At 44.0% G+C, this 20,221-nt stretch carries 20 protein-coding genes; 7 read left to right on the top strand and 13 right to left on the bottom strand.

Features of this window, described 5'->3' with window-relative positions:
- The 4 genes from HMPREF2832_RS10555 to HMPREF2832_RS09670 form a co-directional block, all read left to right on the top strand.
- On the top strand, positions 1-386 hold a 386-nt coding region (locus HMPREF2832_RS10555; protein WP_261674230.1), incomplete at its 5' end, for a tetratricopeptide repeat protein.
- 248 nt (positions 387-634) lie between these two features.
- Entirely contained in the window at positions 635-865 is a 231-nt protein-coding gene (locus HMPREF2832_RS09680; protein ID WP_045759877.1) for a hypothetical protein, read from the top strand.
- Between the two features lie 186 nt (positions 866-1,051).
- On the top strand, positions 1,052-2,224 hold the full coding sequence (locus HMPREF2832_RS09675; protein ID WP_070507063.1) for a hydroxymethylglutaryl-CoA synthase: 1,173 nt from the start codon (positions 1,052-1,054) through the stop codon (positions 2,222-2,224).
- A complete protein-coding gene (locus tag HMPREF2832_RS09670; RefSeq protein ID WP_070507060.1) occupies positions 2,224-3,486 on the top strand; it encodes a hydroxymethylglutaryl-CoA reductase, degradative in 1,263 nt (420 codons plus the stop codon). Before HMPREF2832_RS09675 ends, HMPREF2832_RS09670 begins: the two co-directional genes overlap by 1 nt.
- Before the next feature lie 308 nt (positions 3,487-3,794).
- On the opposite strand, the gene HMPREF2832_RS09665 is transcribed toward HMPREF2832_RS09670, so the two are convergent.
- From HMPREF2832_RS09665 to HMPREF2832_RS09625, 9 genes are all read right to left on the bottom strand, one after another.
- On the bottom strand, positions 3,795-4,622 hold the full coding sequence (locus tag HMPREF2832_RS09665) for a PrsW family glutamic-type intramembrane protease (protein WP_070507057.1): 828 nt from the start codon (positions 4,620-4,622) through the stop codon (positions 3,795-3,797).
- Positions 4,615-6,276, bottom strand: coding sequence for a C69 family dipeptidase (locus HMPREF2832_RS09660; protein ID WP_070507054.1), 1,662 nt, complete (start codon positions 6,274-6,276; stop codon positions 4,615-4,617). The genes HMPREF2832_RS09665 and HMPREF2832_RS09660 overlap by 8 nt, the downstream gene beginning before the upstream one ends.
- A gap of 436 nt (positions 6,277-6,712) precedes the next feature.
- A complete protein-coding gene (gene fni / locus HMPREF2832_RS09655) occupies positions 6,713-7,717 on the bottom strand; it encodes a type 2 isopentenyl-diphosphate Delta-isomerase (RefSeq protein WP_070507051.1) in 1,005 nt (334 codons plus the stop codon).
- Positions 7,714-8,721, bottom strand: a complete 1,008-nt coding sequence (locus HMPREF2832_RS09650) for a phosphomevalonate kinase (RefSeq protein ID WP_070507047.1) — start codon at positions 8,719-8,721, stop codon at positions 7,714-7,716. The genes fni and HMPREF2832_RS09650 overlap by 4 nt, the downstream gene beginning before the upstream one ends.
- Complete coding sequence (mvaD, locus tag HMPREF2832_RS09645; RefSeq protein ID WP_070507045.1) at positions 8,711-9,661, bottom strand: diphosphomevalonate decarboxylase; 951 nt, start codon at positions 9,659-9,661, stop codon at positions 8,711-8,713. The genes HMPREF2832_RS09650 and mvaD overlap by 11 nt, the downstream gene beginning before the upstream one ends.
- Positions 9,643-10,521, bottom strand: coding sequence for a mevalonate kinase (gene mvk, locus HMPREF2832_RS09640; protein WP_009731693.1), 879 nt, complete (start codon positions 10,519-10,521; stop codon positions 9,643-9,645). Before mvk ends, mvaD begins: the two co-directional genes overlap by 19 nt.
- A 172-nt stretch (positions 10,522-10,693) precedes the next feature.
- Positions 10,694-11,635 (bottom strand): serine hydrolase domain-containing protein, encoded by a 942-nt coding sequence (locus HMPREF2832_RS09635; protein ID WP_070507041.1) that lies wholly within the window; start codon positions 11,633-11,635, stop codon positions 10,694-10,696.
- Between the two features lie 10 nt (positions 11,636-11,645).
- Entirely contained in the window at positions 11,646-12,413 is a 768-nt protein-coding gene (locus tag HMPREF2832_RS09630) for a CppA N-terminal domain-containing protein (protein ID WP_024055030.1), read from the bottom strand.
- A 106-nt stretch (positions 12,414-12,519) separates the two neighbouring features.
- Positions 12,520-13,797, bottom strand: coding sequence for an HdeD family acid-resistance protein (locus HMPREF2832_RS09625; RefSeq protein WP_023919173.1), 1,278 nt, complete (start codon positions 13,795-13,797; stop codon positions 12,520-12,522).
- A gap of 101 nt (positions 13,798-13,898) precedes the next feature.
- Between HMPREF2832_RS09625 and HMPREF2832_RS09620 the strand changes: the two genes are divergently transcribed.
- The 3 genes from HMPREF2832_RS09620 (at position 13,899) to HMPREF2832_RS09610 (ending at position 17,433) form a co-directional block, all read left to right on the top strand.
- A complete protein-coding gene (locus tag HMPREF2832_RS09620; protein ID WP_049488257.1) occupies positions 13,899-16,187 on the top strand; it encodes a Xaa-Pro dipeptidyl-peptidase in 2,289 nt (762 codons plus the stop codon).
- 104 nt (positions 16,188-16,291) lie between these two features.
- Positions 16,292-16,786 (top strand): DUF536 domain-containing protein, encoded by a 495-nt coding sequence (locus tag HMPREF2832_RS09615; RefSeq protein WP_003008835.1) that lies wholly within the window; start codon positions 16,292-16,294, stop codon positions 16,784-16,786.
- 53 nt (positions 16,787-16,839) lie between these two features.
- Positions 16,840-17,433, top strand: a complete 594-nt coding sequence (locus tag HMPREF2832_RS09610) for a 3'-5' exonuclease (protein WP_049488259.1) — start codon at positions 16,840-16,842, stop codon at positions 17,431-17,433.
- Positions 17,434-17,640: 207 nt separating this feature from the next.
- Here the strand turns inward: HMPREF2832_RS09610 and HMPREF2832_RS09605 are convergent, their stop codons facing one another.
- The 4 genes from HMPREF2832_RS09605 to HMPREF2832_RS09590 all read right to left on the bottom strand — a co-directional run bounded on the left by HMPREF2832_RS09605 (position 17,641) and on the right by HMPREF2832_RS09590 (position 20,146).
- Positions 17,641-17,940 (bottom strand): YbaB/EbfC family nucleoid-associated protein, encoded by a 300-nt coding sequence (locus HMPREF2832_RS09605; protein ID WP_003005613.1) that lies wholly within the window; start codon positions 17,938-17,940, stop codon positions 17,641-17,643.
- Positions 17,941-18,102: 162 nt separating this feature from the next.
- Positions 18,103-18,627: a DUF924 family protein gene (locus HMPREF2832_RS09600; RefSeq protein WP_070507038.1), complete on the bottom strand. Its 525-nt coding sequence runs from the start codon at positions 18,625-18,627 to the stop codon at positions 18,103-18,105.
- Between the two features lie 3 nt (positions 18,628-18,630).
- The gene (gene larE / locus HMPREF2832_RS09595; protein ID WP_023919180.1) at positions 18,631-19,479 is read right to left on the bottom strand and encodes an ATP-dependent sacrificial sulfur transferase LarE; all 849 of its coding nucleotides are present in this window, start codon (positions 19,477-19,479) and stop codon (positions 18,631-18,633) included.
- 1 nt (position 19,480) lies between these two features.
- Positions 19,481-20,146 (bottom strand): Crp/Fnr family transcriptional regulator, encoded by a 666-nt coding sequence (locus HMPREF2832_RS09590; protein WP_045759927.1) that lies wholly within the window; start codon positions 20,144-20,146, stop codon positions 19,481-19,483.
- Between the last annotated feature and the right edge of the window lie 75 nt (positions 20,147-20,221).

The raw sequence follows: 20,221 nt of genomic DNA, 5'->3' as shown, positions 1-20,221 counted from the left end.
TACATCAATTAGCTATGATCTACAGAGATCAGGGTGATTTTCATAAGGCTTTAAAGCTCATTGAAGATGAAGAGAAGATAATTGAAGAGCATTTTCCCAATGATAATCTAAAGAAAGCTGTGAATAACTACGAACAAGGCTATTTGAGATTGAAATTAAACAATCTTGATGAAGCTCTTACATTCATGAATCTGTCACTGGAACAATCTTTAGAGACTGATGATGTGATTTCTCAGGCTTGTAGCTATAGAGGGTTAGGGGAAATTTATTTAGCCTTGGAAGATAAAGGATTAGCCAACACACATTTCAAACGAGCTATAGAACTTTTCGAAAGTGTTGGAGAGTTTGAAGGGATAAAGGAAATTGAGGAATTGATTAATCGATGATTTTGCATTTAGATTTTGTCATTAGTTTGCTTAAATAAAGTACATAATTGACATGATTAGCTCAAAAAATTTTTTTGTTACTAAAGTAATCGCTTCACTTATCTTAAAATAGTTTTTCTCCATTCAAACTAATGCAAAATAATATTCGTTTTTCAATTTCTCTAAGTGTTATCGCTTGCATTTTTACTTAAAAGGGATACAATGATAGTGAAAAAACAAATCCTTTAAAGTATGCGAGGTGCTGTATGATGATAAGCAAGTATATCAAGTATCTTCCTTGGATGATCCTAGGAACCCTCTCCTCCTATCTATTAGCAACTGATTATGCCCGCAATTCATTTGACTTGTTCTATCTGACCTTGAACTTTACGATTGTGTACATCGCTTTAATCGTCTTCTACGAAAAAGTTCTAAGAGACAAATGCAAAGAACTCTTCATACGAATCATGAGTAATCCTAAAAAAGATAAGCAAGGATAAGAGTTGAAAAGCCATCTGAGGATGGCTTTTTCTTATAGATTCTCTATTTTTCTTTGAAACATTGCAAAATCGGTCCCGAGAATGATTTCCTTGCTGATCTAGCTTTTTCAAGGGAGTTTTACCCTTAAATATGGTAAAATAGTAACGAAATATACTAGTAGATATCAAATAAAAAAGAGGTTAAGAATGACAATTGGGATTGATAAGATTGGTTTTGCGACGAGTTCTTATGTCTTGCGTTTAAAAGATTTGGCTGCTGCTCGTGATACTGATCCCGAAAAACTGAGCAAGGGTCTTCTCTTAAAAGAACAAAGTGTTGCACCGATCACAGAAGACATCGTCACATTGGCTGCTACTGCAGCAGATGATATTTTAACAGACGAAGATAAAGAAGCGATCGACATGGTGATTCTTGCGACAGAATCTGGAATTGACCAGAGTAAGGCTGCTGCTGTGTTTGTCCATGGCTTACTAGATATCCAGCCTTTCGCCCGCTCTTTTGAGATGAAAGAAGCCTGCTATGCTGCGACTGCTGCCTTGGATTATGCTAAACTCCATGTTGAAAAATTTCCACAGAGTAAGGTTTTGGTCATTGCCAGTGACATTGCTAAATACGGAATTGGAACTCCTGGAGAACCAACACAGGGGGCTGGAGCGGTTGCTATGCTGATCAGCCAAAATCCTCGTATTCTATCTTTTAACGATGATAATGTTGCCCAAACACGCGATGTCATGGATTTTTGGCGTCCAAATTATGCGACAACTCCCTTCGTGAATGGGATTTATTCAACGCAACAATATCTAGATTCTCTGAAAACAACTTGGGCGGAATACCAGAAACGGACTGGCCTTACCTTGACAGACTTTGCGGCCGTCTGCTTCCATTTACCTTATCCAAAATTAGCTCTCAAGGGCTTGAAAAAAATCTTGGATAAGTCATTATCAGAAGAGAAAAAAGATCAATTACAATACAACTTTGATCAATCGATTCTATACAGCCAACGCGTGGGAAATATCTACACTGGATCTCTTTTCCTAGGCTTGCTGTCACTACTGGAAAATGACCCCCAACTCAAAGCTGGGGACCGAATCGCCCTCTTTAGCTATGGAAGTGGAGCGGTTTCTGAGATCTTTAGTGCCAACCTTGTTCCTGGTTTTGAGCAACTCTTAGATCACAAACGCATGGGAAAACTGGACCAACGTATGGTTCTTAGTGTTGCTGACTACGAACGACTCTTTTATGAGGAAGTAGATCTAGATCCTAGTGGCAATCAAGTGTTTGAGCCTGCTACGCATCAAACTTTTGCTTTGACAGAGATCAAGGAACACCAACGCACTTACCAGAAAGTAGAAAAATAATGGCACGATTACCAGGTTTTGCAAAACTTTCTCCCACAGAACGCATAGAGGCCTTACTGAAGGAAGGCCTCTTAACTTGGGATGAAGCACAGATCTTAAAAGAACAAAAGGGACTTCCCCTTTCTATTGCAGATCAATTGACGGAAAATGTCTTGTCGACTTTTGACTTGCCCTTTAGCCTTGCTCCTTATTTCCTGATCAATGGTCGTGACTATGTCCTTCCCATGGTCACAGAAGAGCCTTCCGTGGTAGCAGCTGCCAGCTTTGCGGCCAAGCTCATTCAACATTCAGGCGGTTTCACCACCCAGGTGTACCAACGCCAAATGATCGGTGAGATTGCTCTGACGGATGTTGAAGACATGGAAGTTGCTAGCAAGCGTATCCTAGAAGACAAGAAAACCCTTCTTCAGCTCGCTAATGAAGCCTATCCTTCTATCGTTAAGCGTGGAGGTGGAGCGAGAGATCTTTGGGTCGAAAACAAGGGGGATTTTCTTATTGTCTACTTGGCCGTCGATCCCAAAGAAGCCATGGGAGCCAATATGCTCAACACCATGCTGGAAGCTCTGACCGATCGCATCCAGGAACTCTCTGGTGGTCAGGCCTTGATGGCAATTTTATCCAACTTGGCTACTCGCTCTTTAGTGAGTGCACGGTGTGCCATCGATTTTAAAGCACTGAGTCGAAATCCTGATGAAGCCATTGAGATTGCCCACCGGATGGAGCTAGCTAGCCAACTGGCTCAAGTGGATCCTTACCGTGCGGCTACTCATAACAAGGGAATTTTTAACGGGATTGATGCCCTAGTCCTTGCGACAGGCAATGACTGGCGGGCCATCGAAGCAGGAGCCCATGCCTATGCTGCACAAAGTGGTTCTTACAAGGGTTTGAGTCACTGGACAAGTCAGCCGGAAGAGAAAAAACTCTATGGAGAGATCACCCTACCAATGCCGGTTGCGACAAAAGGAGGCTCGATTGGCCTCAACCCAACGGTTCAAGTCAGCAACCGTTTGCTAGGAGAGCCTTCTGCTATTGAATTAGCAGGTATCATTGCGTCGCTCGGTTTGGCGCAGAATTTCGCGGCCCTCAAAGCCCTAGTCACCACAGGAATTCAAGCAGGACATATGAAACTCCAAGCACGCTCCCTAGCCCTTCTAGCAGGAGCAAAGGAAGAGGAAGTTCCCCGATTGGTCAGCCAACTCCTTGAAAACAAACCCTTTAACTTAGAGAAGGCACAAACACTCTTACAAGAATTGAGAAAATAAAAGAACTAAGACAAACTAATTCTTTAGTAAATTAGGTCAAGTGATTCTGCAAAGAAATAAAAATGAGTTCTAATTTTTTAAATGAATCGAGAATATACTGAAACTTTCCGCCGTGAGAAAAGTGCTAGAAACACTTTTGTTTCTGGCACTCGGAATTATTGAGACCTTAGGCTCAATAATTAGTCATGGAACTTCTTCGAAGTTCGCTGACGTCCGTCTTCACCTAAGGAAAGTTTCTAAGATGATTTTATCTTCACTTTGAGAACTAAGACCCACGTCTTAGTTCTTTTGTGTTTGAAAAATTTTTCTTATTGTTTTAAAAATGGCAACTCGGGATGTTTCTTGGTATAGAGCACCACTTCGATAAAGGTCCCTACTTGGACGGCAAAGAGTAGTCCGACGAGAAGATTAATCCGATGGTCTGTTTCATAAAACGGAGAGTTCCATAAGAAGTGATTGGCTACTGTCGAGAGAACACACCAGAGCCCAAAGATTTTTTCCTTTTTCTGAGTCACTTGGGACAACAAGAGGAAGACACCAACGGATACAACAGCTGTATAGAGGGCATGTGAAGCTAATCCACCAGAGATCCGGTTAATGGCCTCAGTAACCGCAGCTAATTGGCTGGTTTTGGTTTGGCGGGCAACGTACCCTAAATCCTCAATGATTTGAAAACCAAAGCCAGAGCCCAAGCCTGCAATTAGAATCGCTTTTAGATCTTTCTTGCCAACCATCAAGACAACCCAAAAGGCAACTAGAGCCTTAAAGAATTCCTCTGAAAACGGGGCCGTCAAAGCATCCGTCCACTTGTTAAAGACAGTGGCATCCTTGATCACATGGCTATTCATAATATCAATCAAGCTATTGCCTGAAAAGCTCAACCAGCCTGCTACGAAGGCTCCTCCAAACATGGCAATCCATAAGAGATAGGTTGGAACAGACAACTGCTTGGCCAATCGTTTTGAAAAGAGATAGAGCGGGATAATAATAGCAGCTAAAACAGACAAGTTTAAGACCAAGTCTCTGCCTGCAGACTGGCTAAATTCTTGTTGAGAAAGATGACCGAGTTCAAACTCCAAGCCAATTCCTGCCAACAGTAGAAAAAGATAGATCGAGGCTCTTTGAATTTTAGTCATCTTGTTTTCCTCCCTTTTGTTTCTTTGAGCGAATCAGGTAGATCACAATCGCTAGAAGGGTTGCCCCGAACAAGCCTGCTGCTAGAATGTAATCATAGTCAAAATCAACGAGATCAATCTTCTCTTCATAAGCAGCATCTTCTTCGTCATCTAGATCCTGCAGGGCACTTTTTCCGTGTTCATCTGCTACCTTTTGTTCTGCTTCTTTTCTGATTTCTTGCAAGCGTTCGAAGGTTTTCTCAGCTCTTGCCAAGCTTTCCTCTGTTGCCTTCTCACTCGCTTCTTCAGGCTGAGAAGCAAGGGCAATTTGTTCCTGATCACTCAGATCTTGTTCGACCATCCACTGAGACTCCAATCGTTCCATTTCAGTACGAATCGCCCCATCTTCGAATAAATCTGGATATTTGGCCACAAGGTCATTGATTCTTGAAATAGTCCAATACCAAGAGCGATCATTGTAATGATCCCCTAATTCTTGGTAGGCTTGATAGGTGTTGAGAATATTGCCATAGTAGGGTAGGTATGGAGCATTTCGTGGACTACCCATCGACAGCCACATGGTGCCTCCACCTGCACTCGCTGGGACATCGTCTTTCAGTTGGAAAATATGGGCCTCCATGACATTTGGATTGGAAATAGGGTATTTATAAACCTCATCAAACTCCCCTTTTTTCGGAATACCTTTTCCATCCAGCTCCATTTGATCCTGTGGTTTATATTTGGTTCCTTCCAAACGATTGCGTTGGAGATTCATGGCATCGCGGAGGGTTAATTTTCGATCGGTTGTATGAAGAAGGTCAAAGGACGCATCGTCATATTTAACAGGAGAGCTTGGGTCTAGCGATTTGATTCCCGACCAAACCCGAGAGCGATCTGCTTCTTGCAAAGGCGGATTATAGGATTGAGAAACGTGGAATTTTCCGTCCACTTCCTTATAGCTATTGGCTTCTTTGGCGACTTTTTCAAGATCTTTTGAGGCGATCGTGCGTTCGGTATCCGATAGATCGACATGCCCTAAGAAGAAAGTATTTGGAAAGACCGCAAACCGATCCTCTGGGAAGAGAATCGCTGCATATTGGTGACCAGATAGGATTTCCATATACCAGACGCCTTCTTTATCGGCAATGGTCACAATATTTCCTTCTGCAGCGCCTTTTTCTTCGACGATTTTAGCAATGAGTTCAACCCCTTCTCTTGCGGTTTTCACACTTGGGAGAACGATACTGGTCAAGCCTGATTCTGCGAGGCCATCCTTGACATAGGGATCCACCTTTTGGATCTTGTCATTTGCTGAAGCAGATACAGTGGCAGAAATGGAAACCCCATATTCATTGAATCCTGCTTCGTCAAAAATTCCTTGATCTGGGGTGACATCTGGGACCGCTGTATACTTATAGCTAATCTCTGGCAAAGGGTATTGAAAACCGTTGGCAGCATCCTCAAAGATGGCTCCTTTTTTATTGTAGACACGCTCTCTGACCACAAAATTTTTATTATGGTTGGGTTCTAAATCTTCGGTACGCCCTACCAAGGTCGAACCGTCGGCAGTCAGTTTCTTCCCGATGATGAACCCCGTACAAGCCTCAACAGGTTGAGCAATCAACAAAAGCGGAAGCAAGGCTGCTACAGCTGATCGAAAATAGTGCTTCTTCATCCTAAACTCCTTTTTAAAAATGTTTTTCCTTATTTAGTATACTCTTTTACAAGCCTATTTTGCAAGCGATTCCAGCAACCGTAAACGATTCGTAAACTATCAGAATTTTTGAGGAGAACACTTTTTCAAAAAAAAGAAAGAATTGGCTTATTTTGCCAATCCTAAACGAATAGGAACTAATTTTTAAGTAAAATAAGTTAAGTGATTCTTCAAAGAACTATAAAAGAGTTCTAATTTTCAAAATGAATAATAATATACGAAAACTTTCCGCCGTGAGAAAAGTGCCTGAAACGTTTTTGTTTCAGGCACTCGGGAGTTTTGAAACCTTAGGTTCAAAACTAAGTCATGGAACTTCCTGGATTGCTGAAATCATCCACTGGATAATTTCACCTAACCTCCGTACTCACCTAAGGAAAGTTTCTAAAATGATTTTTCTTCATTTTTTCTGTTGCTTCGCTTGCCACAACTTTCCATATAGGAGATAGTCGACTTCACGGAGCTCTTTCAGGTTCTGACAACCGAGCGCACATAGGAGCAATCTGAGATCTTCTTTCCAGCCTTGGACAAGGACGATCACTTCTTCAATGCTCTTAGTCTCTACCATCTCAAGAAAAACGCGGGATAGTCCTACGCCACGTGCTCCAAGGACCAAGGCCTTGACCATATCAAGAGGATGACGGATGCCACCACTTGCGAGGACCTCAACCTGATCCATCTGATCCTGTAACTGTAAGAGACACTGCGCAGTTGATTGTCCCCAATCATCCAGATAAGCGCGATTGCCACCACGACGATTCTCAATATAGGCAAAACTAGTGCCACCACGGCCAGAAATATCGACGGTTTTAATTCCAGCATCTAGCGCTGCCTGAACTGTTTTGGGATCCATACCAAAGCCAACTTCCTTCAGGACTACAGGCACTGGAAAGCCCTGCCCATAGCTCTTGAGATGGTCTTTCCAAGTGTGGAAAATCCGCTCCCCTTCGGGCATGAGCAACTCTTGCATCAGATTCACATGGACTTGAAGAAAGAGGGGGTGTAGCTCTTCCACTGTCCGCAAGCCCAAATCTGGCTCTTTATCGATGCCAATGTTGGTTGCTAAAAGAAGATGAGGATGGTCTTTTTTGACCGCATACGATTGATCGTTCGGATCCTTCAGTGCTGCGCTGTAAGAGCCAGTCACAAAGAGAATCCCACAGGCTTCGGCTACTGCTGCCAACTTTTGATTGATCTCTTTGGCCCGTTTACTCCCGCCTGTCATAGCATTGATATAAAAAGGGACCTCCCAATCACGCCCTGCGAAATGGGTTGTCAAATCAATCTCCGCTAGATCCACAAGGGGGAGGGATCGGTGAATCAGCTCGATCTCATCAAAGCTATTATAGGAGGAGCTTTGCTCCAAGGCATAGCGAATATGCTGGTCTTTTCGATTTTCGCTCACGAATCTCCCATCCTTTCTTGGTAAATGACTTCAATATTCTTTTCCTTCCAGCGGTCTATCAAGGTCTGAGTCTCAACTGGGTCAAAACTAAGGGCGATCCCACAGTCGCCTCCTCCAGCACCACTGGATTTGGCACAGGCAGAAAGGCCCTCTGTCGCTTCTTGTAGCTCTTTTAGAGCTGGGGTATAGATCAAAGGGTTCAAAGACTTTAGGTTCTGATCGGCGCGTTTGATACTGGTCTCAATTTCTTTTTGATTCCCTTCACGGAGGCCTTTTTCAAGATTCTTCACTGCGCTCTGGCTCTCCTGAAGAAAATCTTCCTTGATCGCTCCCTTAACCTGGCGGATCAAATCACTTGAAATGGCCGGTTCCTTGGTCCAACCAACCAGAAAATCATAAGCGATGGCTGGCTGGATCGAGCGGATCTGGTAGTCCCAATCCAGGTCTAAAACTTGTGAAAGGGGCTGAGAGGTCAATACTTCATGCAACCAAGCCCGATCAAAGGATTGGTAATAAATCAAGTCCTCGTAAGCAATACAAGCCAAATCGCCCATGGAACCATTGTCCCCTCTTTGCACCAAGACAACTGTTGCTAGTCGAAAGAGCAGATCTGGATTTAAGTCTAACTCATACAGAGCAGCCATGGCCTTGATCACGAGCAAGACCACACTTCCGCTGGAACCAATCCCATACTTTTTCCCCTCTTCGCCCAGTGTTCCTCTAAGGTGAAGATCAAAGGGTTTAGGGGTTATTCCCTGATCTTTCAGCCACTCTTCCATGAGCTGAATGGTCTCTTGAATCAAGGCGTAGTCCTTATTTGGGGTCAAATCCACCTGGTAACCAAAGAGATCTGAGGCTAGCTGGTAGGCTGTTGCTTCTTGGATGGTAGCTAACAGATAAATAGGAATAAACTGAATCACAGCTCCATAACCAGGTGTTAGCACCGCGTATTCTCCAGCTAGATAGAGCTTACCTCCAGTCTGTACCTGATACTTAGTCTTCATCTTGAGGGTCCTTTGTCTTAGATACGATGGTCCGATAGCGGGCATCAAATAAAGGTACCAGCTGATCCAAGTCTTCTTCTAAACAGAGGACTTTAACGTTTGGCCCTGCATCCATGGTAAAGTAACAAGCATGGCCTGCAGCGCGAAGCTCACGGACAAAGTCCATGGCTTTGTGGCTTTCTTCTGTCAAGTAGCTAAAGGCTGGAGTGGCTGTTCTAGTCGTCGCATGCATAGCAAGGGCATTGCGCTCTGTCAGCTGACCGACCTGTTCAAAATCATTGGCAGCTAGATAGCCCAGCATGTCCTTGTAATCTTGTCGAGACTCTTCGATCCATTCTTTGAAATTAGTCGAAGTCTCCATGCAGCGTTTCATCCCTTCCCGGCTGGAAACGGGCTTTTGCTTGTCATTGAGAACCAGCATGATCATCGCGAGTTTTAGGTCTGTTTTGACCTTATAAATTTCTCCACTTTCTTTGTCCCAGGCTGCTAAAGGGCCAAAGAAAGACCGCGAAGAAGAGCCCGAAGCAAACTTGGCTTTTTGAGCCAATTCCTCCTGGCTCAAGCCCAAATCATAATACTGATTGCAAGCCTTGACGAGAGCAGAGAGGCCGCTCGAGCTAGAGGACAAGCCTGCTGCGGTTGGCATGTTGTTGCTGGTATCCACCCGAACAAATCTCGCTTCATTTGTTGGCTTCAAGCTATCAATCACAGCTCCAATTTTGGCTTGCTCAGCTGGATGTTGGAATTTTCCATCGATATAAAACTCATGCGCAGTCGCATCTGCTGGCAAGGGAGACAGACGGGTCTCTGTATACATATTCTCTAAGGTTAACGAAATCGAACTGGTCGAAGGGACCATCTGTTTGGCATCTTCTTTTCCCCAGTATTTGATAATCGCGATATTGGCATAGGACTTAGCCTTTACAGGTTTTCGATCCATGTATGGTGCGCTCCTTCTTTTTCTAATGCATGGGCAATGGTTTCTGCTTCACGAGAATCCTTGACGAGGGCAATCACACAGCCTCCAAGACCGCCCCCACTCATTTTAGCCCCTAAGGCCCCATTTTCAAGGGCAACGGCGACCAGGTGATCTGCTTCTTTACAGCTGACACCAACGGCTCTCAAGTGGTCATGACAAGCTGTAAGAGCCTGCCCAAGGCCAATGAGATCTTTTTCTTTCAGAGCCGCTTCTACCTGCTGGGTCAACTGACCAATCTCATGGAAATGGGACAAAACTTCCTGCCCTTTAGCTTCAACCTTTTGAATCGCCTCACGGGTATTGCCGTGAATCCCCGTATCCGCAATCACCAAACTCGCTTTTATACCCAGCTCCAGCGGGTAAAAGCCGACATTCCGGATGAATTTAATGGCTTGATCGCTCAGACAAGTCTTGGCATCCAGACCGCTTGGATTCATATGGGCAATGGTTTCTGCTCGATTGACCAGGATTTCTAAGGTCTCATCGTCCAGCTCCTCTTGATAATAGTCAAAAACTGCACGAATAGCTGCGATACTGACCGCCGCAGAGGACCCCATCCCCCGTTTTTCCGGTACCATAGACTGAATCCGACAGCGAATCCGGGCCTCACGAATCCCGAGGTGCTCAAGAGACGCAAAAACCGCCATGGACAATGTGTCATCTTCAAACAAAATCCATGGACTGTCTGCCGGGATGATCTGGCAGATCACTTCGATATGATGGAGTGGCAGGGCAATAGCCGGATAACCATAAACCACCGCATGCTCTCCAATTAAGATAATTTTACTATGCGCCTTTCCGACGCCTATCTCTTTATGCATATTCATCTCGCTCTACTAAGGTCATTACTATTTTAATATAAATCAGCCAAAAAAGCGATGCTTTTGAAGGAAATCCAACCTAAGACGGAGTCCAAAAATGAATCACCCAGAAGAGCTCCTTCTTATGGACAGACAAGAAAAGGCCGGGATCCGTCATCCCAGCCATCCATTTCTATTTTTCACATTCTTGTTTGATCAAGTCCATCAAAGAGTTGCGGTCTAAGATCCATTGGGCCCGTTCGTCCTTCTCATAGGTCCGGTTAGACAAAAAGATCACAGCTTCCTGCCTCTTTCGATTGTACATGATGAAGGTTCCAGTATAGCCCGTATGATCCAACCAGTCACCCTCTAGATTCCATCCGAGAGCGCGGGTCTTGCCCTCTTCACGCGCAAAATTCTGAGACAAGTCACGCGCAAAATCATCCTTCAGATAATGCTCTAAGAAGCGCTCTAGATCAGCAACAGTTGAAAAAAGTCCAGCACTTCCCGCATGACAGCCCAATACTCTCGCTTTGGGATCATGAACACTTCCAGAAGCAAGGCCACGGACCGTTGGCACCGCCTTTTCGACCGGTCCAAACCGTGTTTCCGCCATCTGCCAGGGTGCAAAAATCAATTCTTCAAACAAGTCATCCAAGGACTGACCGAATGCTTCTTCTAACCAAAAACCTAGCAAAAGAAAATTGACATCGGTGTAATGAAAACTCTTATCCTCTTTTAACTGCAAATTTTCAAGAGCTGCTTTCAATTGTCTCGCATCCAATTGATCCCGATTGGGAATATAGGGATCGAGCCCAGAAGTATGGGTCAACAGTTCCCGGATGGTCGTCTTTTCATGAGCAAAACGTGGGTAGACCTCTTTAAAAGGGCGATCGAGCGCAAGCTCCCCTTTTGTATACAAAAAGGCACAAATGGTAGCGACTCCAACAACCTTGCTGACACTGGCCAAATCATAGACCAGATCAGCCTCTACTGGCTCTCCTTTTTCAGGATCTGCTAGTCCCAGATAGTGCTCACTCCACTGACCATTTCGGTAAAGCGCAAGAGAGGCACCTGGATAGATGCCTTCTTGGATTTGTTCGGTAATTTTTTCGATGATTGCATTCACGCTCATCACTCCATTCTTATTCTTCATAAGAAATATGGACCTGATCTTGATTGGCTTCAAACCAGAGTTCAATCTGACTTGGATCTTTGGCAATCAAGAAAGTTCCCTTACGGTGCACAAAATCGACAGTTTCTCCCAAGCGTTCTTTCACGACTTCCACATCAAAAGATGCCAATTCGACCTTGATCATGCTCAAATCCCAAGTCACCTTGTTCTCCACTTGGAGATCTTCTCCTTGAGCTTCCTGCAAATGGATAAAGTGGGCCAAAGCTGGCAAGTTGCTATAGAACTTCTCAGCCTCAGCAAAATCGGCCACATTGACCTCAAGAAAGTCCACATCAAAGCTGGTCAAACCTTTGAAATCTTCTGGCACGTCAACAAGAGGCGCTTTCTCCAACGGTTCTAGGCTTTCAAGATTTTCTTCAGCATGCACGAAAATGGTATCTCCTTGAGGAGACACAACTTCAAAGGCGCGACCATTAGCTCCTTGGTAAAGGGCGCTTGTTTCTGGCTGGCGGGCCAACAAATAATCAATTTCTTGAGCTTGTGCCACTTTCACCACGATGCGACCCAATTTCTTTGGACCTTCGACCTTACGCGAACGCATACTCGGTGACTCTTCTAAGACAATTTTCTCTACTTTTGAGGCATCTCCTAAAGATAGGAGAGCTCCTTCTTCCACTAATACTTTCATTCCCAATGTCTCTTCATAAAAGCGTTGATTGACATTTCGGTTATTCACTTTCAAGACTGGGATCACTCTTACGATCTGATTTGCTGTCATACTTTCCTCCAAGCACTTTTTATTGTAAAAGATTTTCTGGCTTTTTACAAGAAATCTTGTGCAAAAAAGACAGATTTTTCAAAAATAAAAATCTGTCTTTCTTTTTTTAGTATACTGTTCGTGTATGGACCCGCCCGTTTGGAGCTTCAAATTCGTATTCTAAGTAATCCTGATAGGTCCCTGGTGCAATCACTCCACGCACATCTAATACAGCCGTTCCTGCCTGTCCCACAATGGAATCTGCTAACAGGCAGCAATTAGTAGACAGAACAAAGTAAGATTTAAAACGCGAAGAAGTAAATTTATATAGCTCAGCCCCTAAATCATATTTCAATTTGTAAGCGTAGGTCGGCTGACCGTCTTCCAGTAACCTCCTAGGTGGATCCCAAGGTTCTAACAACTGATCAATTTCAGCTAGACGCTTCTCTACTGCCTGATTCTCTTCTTCGGTAAGGGATAGGCTGTAGCCAAACAGCGTCTTTTGACTCTCTTTTTTACATAGTTCGATGTATGGTTCCTTATCCACTTTAAACAGTACGCCATCCCCAATCGTCCCAAATAGACGCTCTGAAAAGGGATCGTAACTTCCGTAAGAAATGACCTTCCCCTGATAACAAATATCTACATGCCCAATCGCTCCAAATAAGTTGCTGTCAGAAGTATGAACCAAAATTTCTAATTCCCTTGCCTCTTCTTCTTTTTTCACCAATCGATAAGGGCCTGTGTGTCCCGCCGAGCTCCCTTTTTGAAGAAACTGGTTAAACCGTTTTAACTCCTTAGCAGGGATAAAGGCTGCAAAGATAACCGGTAGGCTAATACGAAAGCGACGTTTTAACTCTTGGCCTTGTTGGTCTTTGTCAAATAAAATACCATCTCGAATATTAGAAATCCCCAACAAGACCAGATAAGCCCCCAAGAGGATAAATTGGAAGTGCCCATCTGAACCAGGTTCCAAGACAGTTGCTAGACCAAGCCCACCGTTTAAAAGCGCATCCCATAAATAGAGCCAGCCTCCTTTTACCCGATTGGCCTTATAAAGCCAAAATGTGATCCCATAGACAATGGCACTCCCCAACTGATATGCCCCTAAACAAATCACAACTAAGTTTACGGGCAGACTACTCAGTCGATTCAACCAGATCAACGCAAGTGAAAGAAAAATAAACCAAATAGAGTGGCTATAGGAAATAGACTTGCTACGTAACAAAAAGCGAAGAAGAAAGCTTCCTAGTCCATCAACTAAAAAGTAAATGGCTAATAGATCCAAGGAAAATTTGGTGAAACCAACGCCGTTTCGAAAAATGAGAATCCCAAAAATGACGGCAAGAACCCCAAACAATAAGGTCCGTCTTCTTGCAACTTGTTCAAAAGATATTTTTTTCAATATTCCTTCTCCTTATAGACGAAAGGTCTTTAGACAAATACTATTTTATCAAGTATAATATAAGAAGTAAAGAAAAAAGAAACTGATAAAAGGAGCAGTCTATGAAATACAATCAATATAGCTATCTATCTGTTGACCAAAAAGACATTCTTAAGGAACTAAAAGAAATTGGGTTTGACCTTCCCACCCACCTCCCAGAAAAAGAACTGTTTGAATGGTTTGTCCGCAAGGTTTACTTCACCTATAAAGATACAGATTATCCCCTCTCTAACCTAGTGGTGGATTCTAAAACAGACTTTTTAACGTATATCCAATCTGACTGCGAATGGTCTCCGAACATTTTTTACACAGTAGCCCTCCAATTACTCGGTTTCCGCTATTTTATTGATTTTGAAGATACGGATAGCTTCTTGAAAGAAGTCCAATTTCCGATTGAGTATGGAAACTTGGTAGAAAACCTCTATCACCTTCTCAATACTCGAACAGTAAAAGGAAATTTACTCATCGATCAGTTGGTCAGCGATGGCTTGATTCCTGAAGATAACCAGTATCACTATTTTAACGGCAAGAGCCTCGCAACCTTTACGAGCCATGATGCCATCCGCGAGGTCGTCTATGTGGAAAGTCGGGTCGATACCGACAAAGATGGTCTGCCAGACTTGGTCAAGGTCAGCATTATCCGTCCTCGCTATGAAGGCAAGATTCCAGCTGTTATGACCGCAAGTCCTTATCACCAAGGGACCAACGATAAGGCCAGCGACAAGGCCCTCTACAATATGAATGTCGACCTCGAGGTCAAAGAACCTCATACCATTCAAGTAGAAGTACCTCAATTAGAATTGGTGGATCCTGTCGGTTCAGCTGAGCTAGTCGATGAAGCTGAAGAAACTCTCACCCATATCAATTCCAGCTATACCCTCAACGACTACCTCCTTCCACGCGGCTACGCTAATCTCTACGTATCTGGAGTGGGGACAAAAGATTCGCAAGGCTTGATGACCAATGGAAATTACCAACAAATCGAAGCCTACAAGAACGTTATCGACTGGCTCAATGGCCGTTGCCGGGCCTTTACAGATCACACACGCAAACGCCAAGTCAAAGCTGATTGGTCTAATGGAAAGGTCGCAACCACCGGGATCTCTTACCTTGGAACCATGTCTAACGGCCTTGCGACCACAGGTGTGGACGGTCTTGAAGTCATCATTGCAGAGGCTGGGATCTCTTCTTGGTACAACTACTACCGCGAAAACGGCCTCGTGACAAGTCCTGGTGGCTATCCAGGTGAAGATTTCGATTCCCTTGCCGAATTGACCTACTCGCGCAACCTTCTAGGTGGAGACTATTTGCACCATAATGCAGCCCACCAAGCCGATCTAGACATCGTGAAAAAAGAGCTGGACCGCGCTTCTGGAGACTACAATCAATTCTGGCACGACCGCAATTATCTCTTACATGCTGATCAGGTGAAGGCTGAGGTGGTCTTCACTCATGGTTCGCAAGACTGGAACGTGAAACCTCTTCACGTCTTTAATATGTTCCAGGCTCTTCCAACAAGCATCAAGAAACACCTCTTCTATCACAATGGTGCCCATGTCTATCTCAACAACTGGCAATCCATTGACTTCCGCGAAAGCATGAACGCCCTCCTCTCTAAAAAATTGCTGGGCTACGATTCAAGCTATGAATTGCCTACTGTCATCTGGCAGGACAATACAGGAGAACAAAGTTGGACTTCCTTGGATGATTTTGGCAACCAAACAAATCAGCGGACCTTCTCCCTGGGAGACGACGAAAAAGTCATCCAAAACCGCTACGAGACAAAAGATTACGAGCGCTATGGCAAGGCTTATCCGACCTTCTTAACGGACCTCTACCAGGATAAGGCGCAACAGGTGACCATTGATCTTCCAATCGAAGAAGACCTACACCTCAATGGGAAAGCTCGCCTTCACCTGCGACTTTACTCCAGCACCAATAAAGGCCTGCTTTCAGCCCAACTCTTAGAGCTTGGAAGCAAGAAATACCTCCAACCCTATCCTGCTGTCTTGTCGGTCCGTACGCTGGATAACGGTCGCTACCATATGCTAGACAATTTGACTGAGTTGCCTTTCAAAGAAGCTGGCCAACGAGTCATTTCTAAAGGTTATCTCAACCTCCAAAATCGTCATGACCTCTTAGAGGTTGAGGCTGTGACGCCAGGCGAGTGGATGGAATTTGACTTTGATCTTCAACCAACCATCTACAAGCTCGAAAAAGGAGCGACCCTTCGCCTGGTCCTTTACACAACGGACTTTGAAATCACTGTGCGCGATCAAACCGATTACCAACTGACCATTGATTTAGCACAATCCAGCCTCCATCTTCCTGAAATGACAGAGACCCGCTAATCGTGGTCTCAAGGCTTGCCCTTACTCGGCTTCATTTGACAGCTTAGCCTACTTATGTTACTATCTAATAGAGTATTTCATAGAAAAAGATATTAGAGGAAGTTATGGCGATTGAAAAAACTGTCAGCGAAATTGCTGAAATTTTAGGAGTCAGCCGCCAGGCGGTCAATAACCGTGTCAAAGCGCTGGCTCCAGAAGATACACAAAAGAACGAAAAAGGGGTTACCGTTGTAACCCGTAGTGGCTTGATCAAGCTCGAAGAAATCTACAAAAAAACTATTTTTGAAGATGAGCCCGTCAGCGATGATGTGAAACAACGCGAATTGATGGAAATTTTGGTGGATGAAAAAAATGCTGAAATCGTCCGTCTCTACGAGCAACTCAAAGCCAAAGACGAGCAACTCGCTAAGAAAGATGAACAGTTGCGCGTGAAAGACGTTCAAATTGCTGAAAAAGACAAGCAATTGGACCAACAACAACAATTGACTTTACAAGCAATGAACGACCGCGATACCTTGAAACTTGAACTCGAACAAGCCAACGAAAAAGTTCAAGAGCAAGAAAGCAAAGGTTTCTGGGCACGCGTTTTCCGTCGATAATCCGGGGCTGGATCCTACCAGTCCCTTTTCTTTTCTACCACAGGAGATTTCCCATGAAAGCATTAGAAGATTATATCGCCTTTGACCTCGAATTTAACCAATACGAAGGCGCCTATCAGATCATCCAGGTGTCTGCCGTACGTTTTACGAACGGTAAAGAAGTCAATCACTACGACTCCTACGTTTACACCGATAAGCCCCTAAAAAGCTTTATTAACGGCCTGACTGGCATTACCCAGGACAAGATCCAAAATGCCCCTCAACTCGAGCAGGTCCTCAGCGAATTCAAGGCCTTTGTAGGAGACCGGCCCTTAATCGGATACAATGCCAAAAAGAGCGACCTTCCCATCCTGCTTGAAAATGGGCTGGATCTAGAAGACCAGTACGCCGTCGATGTCTTTGACGAGGCTTTCGAACGTCGTCCATCTGACCTCCACGGCATTAAAAATCTCCAACTCCACACCGTTGCAGAATTTTTGAGAGTCGCAGGAAAATCACACGATAGCTTAGAGGATGCCCGCATGACAGCCCTTGTCTACGAACAATTCCTCGAATTTGATCAAGGCCGCACCCTCCTTGAAGAGCAAGAGAACTTCTCCACCAACCCCTTCGGAGGCTTGGACTTATCCGGATTTTTTGATGAATAAAAAGAGAGAGGGGGACAGAAATCGGTAATTCGTTAGAATTCGATTTCTTTGTCCCGCCTCCGCACAGTTGAGTAGGGCTGTAAAAGCTGATGAAATCAGCGTAGTAGAGCCCACTCAACCACTGCGTCTTGCTCGACAATCCAAAAACAATTAAGAGGCTAGGACTTTTGTCCCAGCCTCTTTTGAGTTAATGAAAACTTCCTTAGCTTAAAATGGTAATTTCCCTGCGAAAGCACCGAGTTTTTTCTTGGTTGCCGCATCAATTTCTTCAATGGCAGCATTGATGGCTTGAACCGTCATATCAGAAAGAGTTTCTGTATCTTCTGGGTCGACCACTGCGGCGTTGAAATCGATGGAAACAACCTTCTTATCACCTGTAAGAGTTGCAACAACCAAGTCTTGAGCAGATTTCCCTACAAATTGAGTTGCGGCTAATTCTGCTTGGCTTTGCTCCATTTGCTTTTGCAATTTTTGAGCTTGCTTCATCATATTTTGCATATTCATCATAGCAATTACATTCCTTCCAACTTCTGAAATTTACAGTTCATTATACCATTTTTTAGACGCTTGGAAAAGCTTTGGTGAGGGAACTCTGACATCATGCCTGCTGTTTCAGGCAATTTCATGAAGAGAGAAAAGAGTTTTGAAATCTGTGGGCCTCATCTTCCTTTAAAAGCCAGAATGTCCTTTCAAATACTCCTCTTCTTCCTTGGTCGAAGGCCGTCCTAAGATGGCATTCCGATGTGGATAACGCCCAAATTGTTGAAGAATGTCCATGTGCATCTTCTCATACTTCAAACGCTTTTCTAAGCCCGGTTGATCAAATAGGCGCAGGGCTTCTTCATGAATGACTAAGGACTCAGAATGCATAAAAGGCATGTAGAAAAATCCTCTTTGTACAACTGGTAGATCCAAGGCTTGCTCTAAGCCTTCTTGGGCCAAGACCAAGGCCAGGGAATCTGTCGCAAAAGCTTGGGCAGTCCCTCGAAAAATATTGCGAGGAATTTGGTCCAAGAGCAAAATCTCTGCTAAACGCCCTTCTGCCGTAGCCCGCCAGTGAAACAATTCCCCACGACTGGCCTTCCAATAAAGTTCCTCAAAGCGCTCCCGCATTTCTTGATCCAGTGCTTCTGATTTTTTGAACCAATCCTCTGGCTTCAACTCTTCGAACCAGAACCTTATCACTTCCTTCATTGCTTAACCTGCCATAATTTTTTCTTTTGTTTTTTCATCCAATGCATCATTCATCCGGCCGTACTTATATCCAGCCAAATCCAAGGCTACATAGGTAAATCCGATTTTTTTCATGTAGTCATTGATCTTGTCATGCAGTTGGATGGCTTTAAGCAGATGGTCTTCTTCCACTTCGATGCGCGCCAAGTCTCCATGCACACGCACACGGACTTGCTCAAAGCCAAGTCCTACAAGGAACTCTTCCCCTTCAAAAACCCGTTGTACATTTTCTGAAGTGATTTTCACTCCGTATGGGAAGCGTGAGGCAACGCTACAAGATGGCACCTTATTCCAATTGGAGACCCCTCTTTCCTTGGCCAATTGACGAATTTCTGTCTTATAGAGGCCGGCTTCTTGCAAGACACTGCGGACACCCGCTTCGTCCCTAGCCTTGATACCAGGGCGAAAATCGTCGATATCATCCATAATATTGCCGTCTACCAATTGCTTAAAGCCCAGTTCTGTAACTGAATCCTTAATAGTTTGGTACATCAATTGTTTGGTGTAATACCAAATATTGGGCGTATTGGCAGCAATCCGTGGATCACTCAATTCTCTCATTTCCAGTCCAAGCACAGGTGCTCCTAGCTGATCGGCCAAGTCGAGCGCTAGATCGAATTCTTCATTTGAAAACATCTCAGAGTTCACGACGGCCGCAATAACATTGTCAGGTCCCAAGGTATCCAAGGCCACCTTCAAGAGATAAGAGCTGTCAATCCCACCTGAATAGGTAACGGCTACCTTTCCGATTTTTCGTAAAATATCTTGTAATTTTTCTTCTTTTTCTTTTCTGATTTGTGCTTCTGTTGCCATCTTAGAATAGCTCCCTTCCGATAAATTCTTCAATCCGTTCATTATCCAAAATCACGATCTTTTGCTGTCGAATATCCAAAACACCTTCTCGTTTTAATTCATTGAGAATGCGATTGACACTGTTTCGCGTCGAAATCCCACAAAAACCGGCAATATCTTCATTGGTAATGTTGAAATCAATCAAGACGCCGTCTTCTTGCTCCACACCAAACAAACTGCTTAGTTTTTGCAAATGAAAACAAACCGCCCCTTTTTTACCATTCATCATCATATACTGCTGAGACTCCATACTTTCAGACAGTTTATTACGATAATAGTCCCTCACATAGTCCTGCAGCTCTTTATGCTCTTTGACAAAATTCCAAAACTTGACCCGAGGAATACGATAAAAACTTGCTTCTTCTGTCTCCACTCGCACATTGAAAGGTGAGTCTGTATAGTTGGACACCTCATCACGAATCAAAGAGACAATGTCAATGGCTTTTAGATAGGAAAAGTTAAACTCACGCCCATCACGCATGATGACACTTGTCTTGACCACACCTTCTTTCAAGATGTAGATGTAATCCTCTTTGATCCCACGATAGGAGAGGTAACTATGGTATTTTTTCTTGACGATCGGCGTTCGCCTCTCTTCCAAAAATTTCACTAAAAATTCTGAATTCACGACGGTTTTTCCTCCCCATCTGCTCTTTCTTGAAATCACACTAATGATACACCTGTTCTTGTTTTTTTATGTCAT

The organism is Streptococcus sp. HMSC073D05, assembly GCF_001812015.1.
GTDB lineage: Bacteria > Bacillota > Bacilli > Lactobacillales > Streptococcaceae > Streptococcus > Streptococcus parasanguinis_D.
Note: the sequence above shows the minus strand (reverse complement) of the source record. Positions and strands in the feature narration are given on the sequence as shown.